Source organism: Marinobacter sp. JSM 1782161, assembly GCF_011421605.1.
Taxonomy (GTDB): domain Bacteria; phylum Pseudomonadota; class Gammaproteobacteria; order Pseudomonadales; family Oleiphilaceae; genus Marinobacter_A; species Marinobacter_A bohaiensis.
In genome coordinates this window covers 141,992-154,365 of sequence record NZ_WSSA01000005.1, presented here as the reverse complement: position 1 = coordinate 154,365, position 12,374 = coordinate 141,992, and the positions used below count along the sequence as shown (strand labels likewise).

General features: G+C 63.6%; 9 protein-coding genes and 1 riboswitch. Of the genes, 6 read left to right on the top strand and 3 right to left on the bottom strand.

All coding sequences use genetic code 11. The features are described 5' to 3' along the window. Positions 1 to 10 precede the first annotated feature (10 nt). On the bottom strand, positions 11 to 709 hold the full coding sequence (locus GQB00_RS19870; protein ID WP_165857561.1) for a YggS family pyridoxal phosphate-dependent enzyme: 699 nt from the start codon (positions 707 to 709) through the stop codon (positions 11 to 13). 249 nt (positions 710 to 958) lie between these two features. Here GQB00_RS19870 and GQB00_RS19865 point away from each other — a divergent pair, with 249 nt between their 5' ends. The 5 genes from GQB00_RS19865 to GQB00_RS19845 all read left to right on the top strand — a co-directional run bounded on the left by GQB00_RS19865 (position 959) and on the right by GQB00_RS19845 (position 6,800). After that, entirely contained in the window at positions 959 to 1,993 is a 1,035-nt protein-coding gene (locus GQB00_RS19865) for a type IV pilus twitching motility protein PilT (protein ID WP_111498075.1), read from the top strand. A gap of 47 nt (positions 1,994 to 2,040) precedes the next feature. Then, on the top strand, positions 2,041 to 3,162 hold the full coding sequence (locus tag GQB00_RS19860; RefSeq protein WP_111498074.1) for a PilT/PilU family type 4a pilus ATPase: 1,122 nt from the start codon (positions 2,041 to 2,043) through the stop codon (positions 3,160 to 3,162). Between the two features lie 326 nt (positions 3,163 to 3,488). Continuing rightward, positions 3,489 to 4,874: an OmpP1/FadL family transporter gene (locus GQB00_RS19855; RefSeq protein WP_111498073.1), complete on the top strand. Its 1,386-nt coding sequence runs from the start codon at positions 3,489 to 3,491 to the stop codon at positions 4,872 to 4,874. Between the two features lie 166 nt (positions 4,875 to 5,040). Then, complete coding sequence (locus GQB00_RS19850; protein WP_165857560.1) at positions 5,041 to 6,006, top strand: FecCD family ABC transporter permease; 966 nt, start codon at positions 5,041 to 5,043, stop codon at positions 6,004 to 6,006. Then, positions 6,006 to 6,800, top strand: coding sequence for an ABC transporter ATP-binding protein (locus tag GQB00_RS19845; RefSeq protein ID WP_165857559.1), 795 nt, complete (start codon positions 6,006 to 6,008; stop codon positions 6,798 to 6,800). Before GQB00_RS19850 ends, GQB00_RS19845 begins: the two co-directional genes overlap by 1 nt. A gap of 22 nt (positions 6,801 to 6,822) precedes the next feature. Here GQB00_RS19845 and GQB00_RS19840 read toward each other — a convergent pair whose 3' ends face one another. Beyond that, complete coding sequence (locus tag GQB00_RS19840; RefSeq protein ID WP_165857558.1) at positions 6,823 to 7,185, bottom strand: hypothetical protein; 363 nt, start codon at positions 7,183 to 7,185, stop codon at positions 6,823 to 6,825. 307 nt (positions 7,186 to 7,492) lie between these two features. Further along, positions 7,493 to 7,684: riboswitch (cobalamin riboswitch) on the top strand. A gap of 127 nt (positions 7,685 to 7,811) precedes the next feature. Here GQB00_RS19840 and GQB00_RS19835 point away from each other — a divergent pair. Continuing rightward, positions 7,812 to 9,605, top strand: coding sequence for a TonB-dependent receptor domain-containing protein (locus GQB00_RS19835; RefSeq protein ID WP_165857557.1), 1,794 nt, complete (start codon positions 7,812 to 7,814; stop codon positions 9,603 to 9,605). Between the two features lie 20 nt (positions 9,606 to 9,625). Here GQB00_RS19835 and polA read toward each other — a convergent pair whose 3' ends face one another. Beyond that, the gene (gene polA, locus GQB00_RS19830; protein WP_165857556.1) at positions 9,626 to 12,340 is read right to left on the bottom strand and encodes a DNA polymerase I; all 2,715 of its coding nucleotides are present in this window, start codon (positions 12,338 to 12,340) and stop codon (positions 9,626 to 9,628) included. Positions 12,341 to 12,374: the final 34 nt, after the last annotated feature.

The window sequence follows — 12,374 nt, the reverse complement described above, 5'->3', positions numbered from 1 at the left end:
GGTTCATCCGTCAGGCGGGGCGGGCCCCGAACAGGGCCGTCCCCACACGCACCAGGGTGGCCCCCTCGGCAATGGCCGCTTCCAGGTCACCGCTCATGCCCATGGACAGGGTGTCCAGGCCGGCGGCATCGGGATGGGCTTCGCGCAGCCCGGCCAGTTTGTCGGCCAGGGCCCGGAAGCTGGCGCGCAGGTCGGCGTCCGGCTGGTCGGGATCGGGAATGGCCATCAGCCCGCGCAGGCGCAGGTTGGGCAGGGCCAGTACGTCGGCTGCCAGGGCGTCGATGTCCGCCAGGGCGACGCCGGACTTGCTGGCTTCGTCGTCGATGTTGACCTGCAGGCAGATGTCGAGCGGCGGCTTGTCCGCGGGGCGCTGCTCGCTCAGGCGCCGGGCGATCTTGAGCCGGTCGACGCTGTGCACCCAGTGGAAATGGCCGGCGATGTCGCGGGTCTTGTTGGACTGGATCGGGCCGATGAAGTGCCACTCGATGTCGTCCAGGTCGGCCAGTGCCACGACCTTTTCCAGGGCTTCCTGGAGGTAGTTTTCGCCGAAGCAACGCTGCCCCGCCGCATAGGCGGAACGCAGGTCTTCCGGTGGTCGCGTCTTGCTGACGGCGAGCAGCGTGACGCCGCTCTCAGGCCGGCCTGCGGCCATTGTTGCTTTTTGTATGCGTCGGGTTACGCTCCCGAGGTTGTCTGCTATGCTGGCCATTCAAGGAATCTCTGGAACTTCTGGGCACGTTTGTTCGCAATTCTGGCTTGGCATTCCGGGCTTGCGCAAGGCACTGGATGACGACAGGGCGAGCTGTCGTGAGGTCGCGAAGACCGCTTTCCCTGAGCGGTTGGCCTGGCCGGTTACGCCCCTTGCCCCGGCCACGCCCTCGTCAGGCGCCGGGCGGATAAACGGCAAATAGAATACAGAACCCGAACGAATCAAGAAAAAGCCTTCCGAGGAATTCTGATGGATATTACTGAACTCCTGGCCTTCTCGGCGAAACAGGGCGCGTCGGATTTGCACCTGTCTGCCGGGCTGCCTCCCATGATCCGTGTCGACGGGGACGTGCGCCGGATCAACCTGCCCCCCATGGAGCATAAAGAAGTCCATTCGCTGATCTACGACATCATGAACGATAAGCAGCGTAAGGACTACGAAGAATTCCTTGAGACAGACTTTTCCTTTGAGGTTCCCGGCGTCGCCCGTTTCCGGGTTAACGCCTTTAACCAGAACCGCGGCGCCGGCGCCGTGTTCCGGACCATTCCCTCCAAGGTCCTGACCATGGAAGACCTGGGCATGGGGCAGGTGTTCAAGGACATCGCCTCCGTGCCGCGCGGTCTGGTGCTGGTGACCGGGCCTACCGGTTCCGGTAAGTCGACGACCCTGGCGGCGATGCTCGACTACATCAACGATTCCCGCTACGAGCACATCCTCACCATCGAGGATCCGATCGAATTCGTGCACGAATCCAAAAAGTGCCTGCTCAACCAGCGGGAAGTCCACCGCGACACCCTGGGCTTCAACGAAGCGCTGCGTTCGGCCCTGCGGGAAGACCCGGACATCATCCTGGTCGGTGAGCTGCGGGACCTGGAAACCATTCGCCTGGCGCTGACCGCCGCCGAAACCGGTCACCTGGTGTTCGGCACCCTGCACACCACCTCCGCCGCCAAGACCATCGACCGGGTGGTCGACGTGTTCCCGGCGGAAGAGAAGTCCATGGTCCGCTCGATGCTGTCCGAATCCCTGCAGGCGGTGGTGTCCCAGGCCCTGATGAAGAAAGTGGGCGGTGGCCGGGTTGCGGCCCATGAAATCATGATCGGCACCTCGGCGATCCGGAACCTGATCCGTGAGGACAAGGTGGCGCAGATGTACTCCGCCATCCAGACCGGCGGCTCCCTGGGGATGCAGACCCTGGACCAGTGCCTGCTGAAGATGCTCCAGAAAGGTTTGATCACGCGGGAAGCGGCGCGGTCGAAAGCCAAGATGCCGGATAACTTCTGACGCACCGCTGAGTCGGTGCCGGGAACCAGAACAAGACAGGTGAACTGATGGAATTCGAAAAACTGCTGCGGCTGATGGTGGAGAAGGGGGGATCGGACCTCTTTATCACGGCGGGGGTGCCGCCCAGCATGAAGGTCAACGGCAAGGTGCTGCCGGTGACCAAGAACGCGCTGACGCCGGAACAGACCCGTGAGCTGGTCTACGGCGCGATGAACGACAAGCAGCGCGCGGAGTTCGAGGAAACCCACGAGTGCAACTTCGCCATCAGCGCCCGCGGCATCGGCCGTTTCCGGGTCAGCGCCTTCTTCCAGCGCAACCTGTGCGGCATGGTGCTGCGTCGCATCGAGGTGAAGATCCCGCAGATCGACGACCTGTCGCTGCCGGACGTCATCAAGGATCTGGCCATGACCAAGCGCGGCCTGATCATTTTCGTGGGGGCCACCGGTACCGGTAAGTCCACATCCCTGGCGGCGATGATCGGCCACCGCAACCGCAACTCCCGGGGCCACATCATTTCCATCGAGGACCCGATCGAATTCGTCCACCAGCACCAGGGCTGCATCGTGACCCAGCGCGAGGTGGGGATCGACACGGAGAGCTTCGAGGTTGCCCTGAAGAACACCCTGCGGCAGGCGCCGGATGTGATCCTGATCGGTGAGGTGCGGACCAAGCAGACCATGGAGTACGCGGTGCAGTTCGCGGAAACCGGTCACCTGTGCCTGGCCACCCTGCACGCCAACAACGCCAACCAGGCGCTGGACCGGATCATCCAGTTCTTCAATCCCGAGCAGCACAACCAGATCTGGATGGACCTGTCCCTCAACCTCAAGGCCATCGTGGCCCAGCAGCTGATTCCCACGCCGGACGGCAAGGGGCGGCGCGCGGTCATCGAAGTGCTGATCAACAGCCCGCTGGCCCAGGACATGATCCGCAAGGGCGAGGTGCACAAGCTCAAGGAGCTGATGTCCAAGTCCACGGAAGGCGGCATGCAGACCTTCGACCAGGCGCTGTACCGGCTCTATGCCGAGGGCTCGATCACCTACGAAGACGCCCTGGCGCATGCCGACTCCGCCAACGATCTGCGTCTGATGATCAAGCTGGGGGCCGATGCCACCGATTCCGACGCACTGTCGTCCACTGTCGACAAGCTCTCGATCCAGAACGATTAAGTGTCTTTGCCCGGGCGTGGCGGGGTGCCGCCACGTCCGGTTTTCCTTCCTGCTTTTCTGGCGGTGCCCGTTTCTTGTTTCTGTCTCACCTTCCGCGCGGATCGGAGCCCGTGGTTGTGCCGAAGGCATGCTGTGCGTCGCTCCGGCCAGTAGTCATACGGTCTATTCATACGCCCCTTTAATACGCTCTTTTTAAAATTGGCATGAAACCTGGGCGGCATATTATTGAATTGCAAAGCTAATCAATGAAATTAGCATTTGAGGCCAGTCCATACACCCCTGTATACTCCGCCGGTCACAAGACTTACGGCGGAGATATAACAATCATGAGCTATAACAAGACACTATCACGCGCCATGCTGGCGACCATCCTGTGCGCCCCGGCGGCTTCCTTTGCGGGCGGTTTTTCCCTTAACGAGCTGAGCGCCAGCGCCATGGGTGTGGCTAACGCGGGTACCGCGGCCAACCCCGAGAACGCAACCACCGTCTACTACAACCCGGCCGGCATGAGCCAGCTGTCCGGCACCAATATTTCCTTCGGTGCGGCGGTCCTGGACATCGATGCAGAAGCCAAGGACGGTTCCACCAGCGCGACGGATTCCGTAGGCCAGCCGGTCAGTGGTAGCGAAGGCGGCGACATCGCCGACCTGTCCGTACTGCCCAATTTCTTTGTAACCCACGAGGTCAACGATCGCGTTGACGTAGGCTTCGGTATCCACGCGCCGTATGGCCTGGCTGCCGATTACGACAACGACTTCACCGGTCGTTATTTTGCGGACAAGACCGAGATCACCGTGATCTCCTTCAGCCCGACCCTGTCCGTTAACAACGGCGAAGGTCTGTCCATGGGCGTGAGCTTCAACGTCCTGTATGCCGACGGCAAGCTGACCAAGTATCAGGAATACAGTGCAACCGAGGCGCAGCTGGCGGCCGCGGGTATGCCGGTGACTCTTTCTGACGGCTACTTCAAGGCGGAAGGCGACGACATTGCGACCAACTTCACCGTCGGCCTGCTGTATGAGCTGAACGACCGGACCCAGTTTGGTATCACCGGTCGTACCGCCACCACCCTGAAACTGAAGGGTGATGCGACGCTGACCAACTTCCCGGATGCCGCCACGCTGACCACCGGCACGGCCGAGGAAGACGCCGTCGTACCTGTCGACATTCCTGCCAGCGTCACCCTGGGTGCCCGTCACAAGCTGACCGACAGCGTGACCCTGCTGGCCGGTGCCACCTGGGCCGAGTGGAGCGACTTCGAGGCGCTCGACGTTGTCAGCCGTGAGGAAAATGGCGCGATCTCCTCCGTATCGGGTGCCGCCAAGTACGGTGACAGCGACATCATCGGCCACGTTTCCGAGAACTGGAACGACACCTGGCAGTTCAACGTGGGTGCCATCTGGCAGGCCACGCCGCACTGGGCTTTCAAGACCGGCTACGCCTACGATCAGTCCCCGGTGGACGAGGACTTCCGTACCGCGCGGGTGCCGTCTGACGACCGTCACTGGCTGTCCCTGGGCACTCAGTGGAAAGACGATCAGAGCGGCTGGACCGTGGATGTGGCTGCCGGCATGCTGCTGTTTGACGACGTTGACGTGGACGAGCAGGAATACACCGTCGACGACGAGCCGGCTCCGGGCGCTGCCAGCTACAATGGCACCTACGAGCTGGACGCCTGGAACGCGGCCATTCAGGTCAGCAAAGCGTTCTGATCCCGCTCGAATTCCTGCGTGGACTGCGGTCCGCGCGGGACGCTTTTCGGTCCGGCCGTTCAGGCCGGACCTTCATGCTCTACCCGCCTCTCGACTGACTACCCACGCCTTAACCCCTTGCCATCCCGCCGCTATACTCGTGTTCCTTTCATGAACCGGGTGATTCGTGCGGCATTCAACGATCTGGCTTCCAACGCTGCTGTTGCTCAACCTGCTGGTCTTCGGTCTGGCGCTGGGCTGGGGATCCATTGCAATCGATCCGCTGCAGGTCTTTGCCGGCGACCTGCCGGACTGGCAGTCCACTATTGTCATGGAGCTGCGCCTGCCCCGCGCCGTCACGGCGTTTGCCGTCGGCGGTATGCTGGCCCTGGCTGGCGTGCTGATGCAGGTGCTGTTGCGCAACCCGCTGGCTGAACCCTATGTGCTGGGCATTTCCGGAGGGGCAGCCGTAGCGGCCCTGGGCGCCATTACCCTGGGATTGGGTGGCTGGTGGGTTTCCGGCAGTGCGTTTGTGGGCAGCCTGGCCAGCATGCTGCTGGTGTTCCTGCTGGGTGGTCGCATGGGCTATGGCCGGGGCGATCGGTTGTTGCTTACCGGTGTCGTGATTGCTGCCGGCTGGGGTGCCTGTATCAGTCTTCTGTTGGTGCTGGGGCCGGATCAGTCCCTGCGCGGCATGCTGTTCTGGCTGATGGGGGAGCTGTCCCGGCCGGAAACGCCCTGGTGGGCGCTGCTGGTGCTGGCGTTGGCGCTGGCGGCGGCCTGGTTCATGGCGCCGGCGCTGGATCTTCTGGCTCGTGGCGATGAACAGGCTGCGGTCCTGGGTGTGGAAACCCGCCGCCTGCGGGGTGTCTGCTACCTGACGGCGTCGTTTCTGACCGCCTGTGCGGTAACGCTGGCCGGCCCCGTCGGGTTCGTCGGGCTGGTGGTGCCACACCTGATGCGGCAGTGGCTGGGGGCCGGTCACCGCGCGTTGGCCCCGGCCAGCCTGTTGGCCGGGGGTGCCTTGCTGATGCTGGCCGATACGGCTGCCCGCTCGCTGATAGCGCCACGGCAGCTGCCGGTCGGTGTGTTGACGGCGGCGGTTGGCGTGCCGCTTTTCCTCTACCTGCTGCAACGCCGGGGGACCCGCTGATGCCCTCCTTGCAGTTGGACGGCCTGACTTTTGGTCGTGGCGACCGTGCCCTGGCGGAGCCGCTTGATCTGCAGGCCGAAGGCGGCGAAGTCTGGGCCATCCTGGGGGAGAACGGTGTCGGCAAATCCTCGCTGCTGCTGACTCTGGCTGGTCTGCTGCCGGTGTTGGCGGGACGGGTGTTTGTCGATGGCGTGGACATCCGGCGCTGCCCGCGCAAAGTGCTGGCGCGTCGCGTTGGCCTGTTGCTGCAGCAGTCGCCGATGGATTTTCCGTTTACCGTAACCGAAGCCGTCGGGGCCGGCCGTTACGCGCACCGACCGGGCTGGCAGGCGCTGGGAGCGAATGATCAGGTCATCATCCGCCGGGCGTTGGCGAGCTGTGGGCTGGAAGGTCTGGCGGAGGCTCGGGTCGACCGCCTGTCCGGCGGCGAACAGCGCCGGGTGGCCATGGCAACCCTGCTGACCCAGGCCCCCGGCGTCCTGTTGCTGGACGAGCCGGTGAATCATCTGGATCTGCGCCACCAGGCGGAACTGATGGCAACCCTGTGTGCGCTGGCGCGGGAGCAGCGGCGGTTAGTGGTCATGACCGTTCACGACATCAACCTGGCGGCACGCTACGCCGACCGGGTCCTGTTACTGTATCCCGACGGTCACCACGATGCCGGTTCGGCGTCTGAAATGCTGTCGTCGGAGCGCCTGCAGCGGGTCTACAGCTATCCGGTCGAGCGGGTCGGCGAGGGCGGGGACAGCTTCTGGCGGCCCGCGCCGCGATGGACTCCCGACCCGGTGGATTGAACGCGCCGTCGGCGTGCCGCGATCAGGCGGGCACTTCCATTTTGCGGCCCCGGTAGGTGATGGTGCGGGTCTTGCTGCTGCTGGCCGGTTCCTCTTTCTTGGCCGCCGCGGCCGGCTCCGCCAACTCCTGGCCGCGGTAATTGCGCGGCTTGTCGTCGTCCTGCTTGGCAAGATCCGGAACCTGTTTCTTGAGCTCTTCCCAGGCGTTGTTCAGGTGGCTGGAGCGGGATTGCCTGGCGTAGGACGCCAACTGGTCCTCCAGGTCGTTGTCGGTCAGGTGAAGCTTAACGCCGAATTCCGCCAGGATCAGTCGGCGGCACTGGTGGACGAGTTTGAGGAGTCCGCGATCCAGTAGCCAACTGCGTTCTGCTGCTAGCGTCGTCATTGTCGTACCTCATTTCAAAGCGCTCTTGCGTCTGGACGGTCCCGAGCCTGTGGGGGATCAGAGCGTGCGCGTTATCGACCCTGAATATTAAGCTAAAAATGTGCCTATCGTTAAAATCCTGAAATAAAAGGCGAAAACGTCAGCTTTGCATGGAATTACGCACCGCCATGACGCATCACGGGTTCGGCCTGCACCGTTGTGGTGAGTTCGGCGGGCGTGCAGGGGAATGAGAAAATCCGGGAAAATGCGTTGACCCGGTGGGCCAGTCCTCCTAAAGTCCCGGCAAGTTCGGTGACGCGTGCGTCACCGGCGTCAATTGGCAGGCGGTGCTCGCACGGCGAGTGAAACGGGAAACTGGTGCAAACCCAGTGCTGCCCCCGCAACGGTAAATTCCTCTGCAGCAGCAAGGCCACTGGACCTCCGGTCCGGGAAGGCGCTGCCGGCCCCGATCCCGGGGAAGGAATGAGCCCGGAGACCGGCCACCTGCTTCCCGGCAGGGATCTCTCTGATCCTGGCCGGTGCATGCGGTGCTGCGGAGGGCTTCACCGGTGGTTGCCCATCCCGTAACCGCGCGTCCTCCGTCCACCGGCTTCGACTGAACCGGATGCGAACCCAGGACGCCCTCTGTGAACAAGCCCTTTTCCCTGGCCGCCGGCCTGATGACCGGCTGTCTTGCCGCCCCGCTCAACGCGGACATTCTCAATCCCCTTGTGGTGACCGCGACCCGGACCGCGCAAACGGCCGACGAGGTGAACGCCTCGGTGACGGTCATCAGCCGGCAGGACATCCAGCGCAGCACGGCCAGCAGCATCGAGGACCTGTTGCGCGGTGTTCCCGGCGTGACCGTGTCCCAGAGTGGTGGTGCCGGCAAGCAGTCCAGCGTGTTCATGCGGGGTTCGAATTCCGATCACGTGCTGGTGCTGGTGGACGGCCTGAAAGTCGGCGGTGCAACGGCGGGCACGGCCCAGTTGGAAAACATTCCCCTGGCGCTGGTGGATCGCATCGAAGTGGTGCGTGGTCCGCGCTCCAGCCTCTACGGCTCGGAGGCCATCGGTGGGGTGATCCAGATATTCACGCGCCGGGGCACGCCGGAGCCGGAAGCCATTTCGGAGGTGAGCGCCGGTACCGAGGGCTCCTCGCGCCTGACCCAGCACTTCTCGGGCCGCACCGGCGATACGGCCTACAGCCTGTCGGCGTCGATGTATGAGACCGATGGTGTGGATTCCCAGCCGGTCAGCAATCAGCGCGATGACGACGGTTTCGAGAGCCAGTCGTTCAGCGCCAGCGTGGATCAGCGGGTGAATGATCGCCTGTCGCTCGGCCTCAACGCGATGCACGCCCAGGGCGAGAACGATTACGACAGCGTTTTCGGTACAGCCGATCAGCGCTACTGGAACGAGTTCGTGCAGCAGTCCGGGCGGGTTTTCGCCGATTTCGCCGCCAGCGACGATGTCACCTTGCACGCCCAGATCGGCTACGGGCGCGAGGACAACGACAACTTTATCGACCAGTCGGATTACTTTGACTATGAAACCCGGCGCCGCCAGTACCTGGTCCAGTCCGATGCCTACCTCACTGGCCACCAGCTGCTGACCGTGGGCGTCGAGCGGGTTGAAGAGCGTGTGGAGGCCTCGACGGCCTACACGGAAGACGCTCGCTACAACAATGCGGTGTTTGGTCAGTGGCAGACCGTCGATCAGCCGCTGCATGTGGAGACGTCGCTGCGCTACGACAACAACCAGGCCTACGGCGACGAGACCACCGGGGCGGTATCGGTAGGCTACCAGCTGACGCCCGCGCTCAAGCCCTACGTCAGCTACGGCACCGGCTTCAAGGCGCCCAACTTCAACGATCTGTATTCGCCGTTTGGCGCCAACCCGGACCTGGACGCGGAAACCTCGGAAACCTACGAAGTAGGGCTCAAGGGCAGTGTCGGACGTCTGTCCTATGAGTGGGCGGCCTATCGCACCAACTTCGATGACCTGATCCAGCTGGACGCCTTGTTCATTCCCTACAACACGGAGTCGGCGACGGCGGAAGGTACGGAACTGAGCGTCATCTACCGGGGCGGTGACTGGCGGCTGGAAATGGGCGCCGGCTATACCCGCGCCACCGATGACGACACCGGCGATGCCCTGGCCCGGCGACCCAAGTGGAACGGGCGCCTGGCGGGAACAAAAACGTTCGGGCCGCTGGAAGCGAGCCTGGAATGGCTGGGGCGGACGGATTCGGTGGATACGGCGGCGGACAGCGACATTCCCGGTTATGGGATGACCAACCTGACGCTGGCCTATGCCGCGACCGACCGCCTCGACCTGACGCTCAAGGGGCGCAACTTGCTCGATCAGGAGGCGGTCACCGTGGCCGGATACTCTGGCCAGCAACGGGCGTTGCTGGCCTCCCTGCGCTACCGCTACTGAACGCAGCCGGGGCGAGGTCGCTAGTGCGCCTCGTCCCAGTTGTCGCCGACACCGGCTTCCACCAGCAGCGGCACCTTGAGGTCGGCGGCGGCTGACATGCGATCGGTGAGGCCCTTGATGACGTCGTCCAGGGCCGACTCCTTCACTTCCAGGATCAATTCGTCGTGGACCTGCATGACCATGCGGGCGTCCCTGGCGTGCTGGTCCAGCAGCCAGTTCTCCACCGTCACCATCGCCTTCTTGATGATGTCCGCCGCGGTGCCCTGCATGGGCGCGTTGATTGCGGTGCGCTCGGCGGCCTGCTGCATCTGTTTGTTCTTGGCGTTGATCTCTGGCAGGTACAGGCGACGGCCGAACAGGGTTTCCACGTAACCGTCGTCGTGGGCCTGCTTGCGGATGTCGTCCATGTACTGGCGAACACCGGGGTAGCGGTGGAAATAGAGGTCGATGTACTCCTGGGCGAGCTTGCGTTCCACGCCCAGCTGGCGCGACAGGCCGAAGGCGGACATGCCGTAGATCAGGCCAAAGTTGATGGCCTTGGCGCTGCGGCGCTGGTCGGACGTGACCTTGTCCACCGTGGTGTCGAAGACCTCGGCGGCGGTGGCCTTGTGGATGTCCTTGCCCTCGGCGAAAGCCTTGAGCAGCCCCTCGTCGCCGGACAGGTGCGCCATGATGCGCAGCTCGATCTGGGAATAGTCCGCCGCTACCAGCTTGTAGCCCTCCGGCGCGATGAACGCCTGGCGAATGCGCCGGCCCTCGTGGGTGCGGATGGGAATGTTCTGCAGGTTGGGTTCGGAGGACGACAGGCGCCCGGTGGCCGCCACCGCCTGGTGATAGGAGGTGTGCACGCGGTTGTCCCGGGCGCTGATCATCTCCGGCAGGCGATCGGTGTAGGTGGACTTGAGCTTGCTCAGGCTGCGGTGCTCCAGGATCAGGTGCGGCAGCTTGTAGTCGTGGGCCAGTTCCTGCAGCACCGGCTCGGCGGTGGACGGTGCGCCCTTGGGCGTCTTCTTGATCACCGGCAGCCCCAGCTTCTCGTAGAAGATGGCCTGCAACTGCTTGGGGGACCCCAGGTTGAAGGTTTCACCGGCCTCATCGTGGGCGGCCTTCTCCAGCTCCGCCATGCGCTCGGCCAGCTCCTGGCTGTGGCGCTTGAGCGTGCCGGCGTCGATCATCACACCGCGCTGCTCCATGCGTGACAGCACCGGCACCAGCGGCAGGTCGATGTCGGTGTAGACGCTTTCCAGCTTGCCTTCCCTGGCCAGGCGTGGGCGCAGGGCCTGATGCAGGCGCAGGGTGATGTCCGCGTCCTCGGCGGCGTAGGGGCCGGCCTGTTCCAGATCGATCTGGTTGAAGGTGAGCTGTTTGGCGCCCTTGCCGGCAATGGATTCGAACGAGATGGTGGCTTCACCCAGGTACTTCAGGGCCAGGCTGTCCATGTCGTGGCGCGAGGCGGTGGAGTTGAGCACGTAGGACTCCAGCATGGTGTCCTCGGCGATGCCTTCCAGGGAAATGCCGTGGTTGGCCAGCACGTTCTTGTCGTACTTGAGGTTCTGGCCGACTTTCCTGAGCCTGGGGTCTTCCAGCAGCGGTTTGAGCTGCTCCAGCACGGCCTCCCGGTCAAGTTGGTCCGGCGCGCCCATGTAGTCGTGGCCGAAGGGCACGTAGATCGCTTCACCCGCTTCGATGGCGAAGGACACCCCTACGACTTCCGCCTGACTGTAGTTGAGGCTGGTGGTTTCGGTGTCGAAGGCGAACAGGTCCGCCTTGTTCAGGCGCTTGACCCAGTCGTCCAGCTCCGCCTGGTCGGTGACCACGCTATAGCGTTTCTCGGGAATATCGGGGGTACTGTCGTCCTCGGTGTCCGCCGGGGCGTCGTCGCTCAGCTCGGCGATCCAGGTCTTGAATTCGTACTCGCGGAACAGGGCCAGCAGTTTGTCGTTATCCGCGTCATCGGGTTTAACGTCCTGGATGCCGAATGCCAGCTCCACATCCGTTTTGATGGTGGCCAGCTCCTTGCTCAGCGGCAGTTGCTCCACAGCGTTGCGCAGGTTCTCGCCGATCTTGCCCTTGACCTCGTCCGCGTGCTCGACGAGATTTTCCAGCGTCTCGTACTGCTCCAGCCATTTGACCGCGGTCTTGGGGCCACACTTTTCCACACCGGGGATGTTGTCCACCTTGTCGCCCACCAGAGCCAGGTAGTCGATGATCTGCTCTGGGGTGATGCCGAACTTGTCCTTTACGCCGTCCCGGTCCATGGCGGTTTCGGTCATGGTGTTGATCAGGGTGACGTGCTCGCTGACCAGCTGCGCCATGTCCTTGTCGCCGGTGGAGATCACCACATCAACGCCCTTTTCGGTGGCCTCGTAGGCGAGGGTGCCGATCACGTCGTCCGCCTCCACATCGGGGACGATCAGCAGCGGCAGGCCCATGGCGCGCACGATCTCGTGGATGGGCGCGATCTGGGTGGCCAGGTCTTCCGGCATGGGCGGACGGTTGGCCTTGTACTCTTCGTAAAGGTCATGGCGGAATGTCTTGCCCTTGGCGTCGAAGACCACCACGACCTTGGAGCCGGGGTAGTCCTGGTCGAGCCGGCGCAGCATGCTGATGACGCCCTTGATGGCGCCGGTGGGCTGACCCTTGCTGGTGGTCAGCGGCGGCAGGGCGTGGAAGGCGCGGAAAAGGTAGGAGGATCCGTCGACGAGGACGACCGGTGGCGTCTGCTTCTGGCTCATAGGGGCTGGTATCCGGAATCAGGTTGTCTAGTGC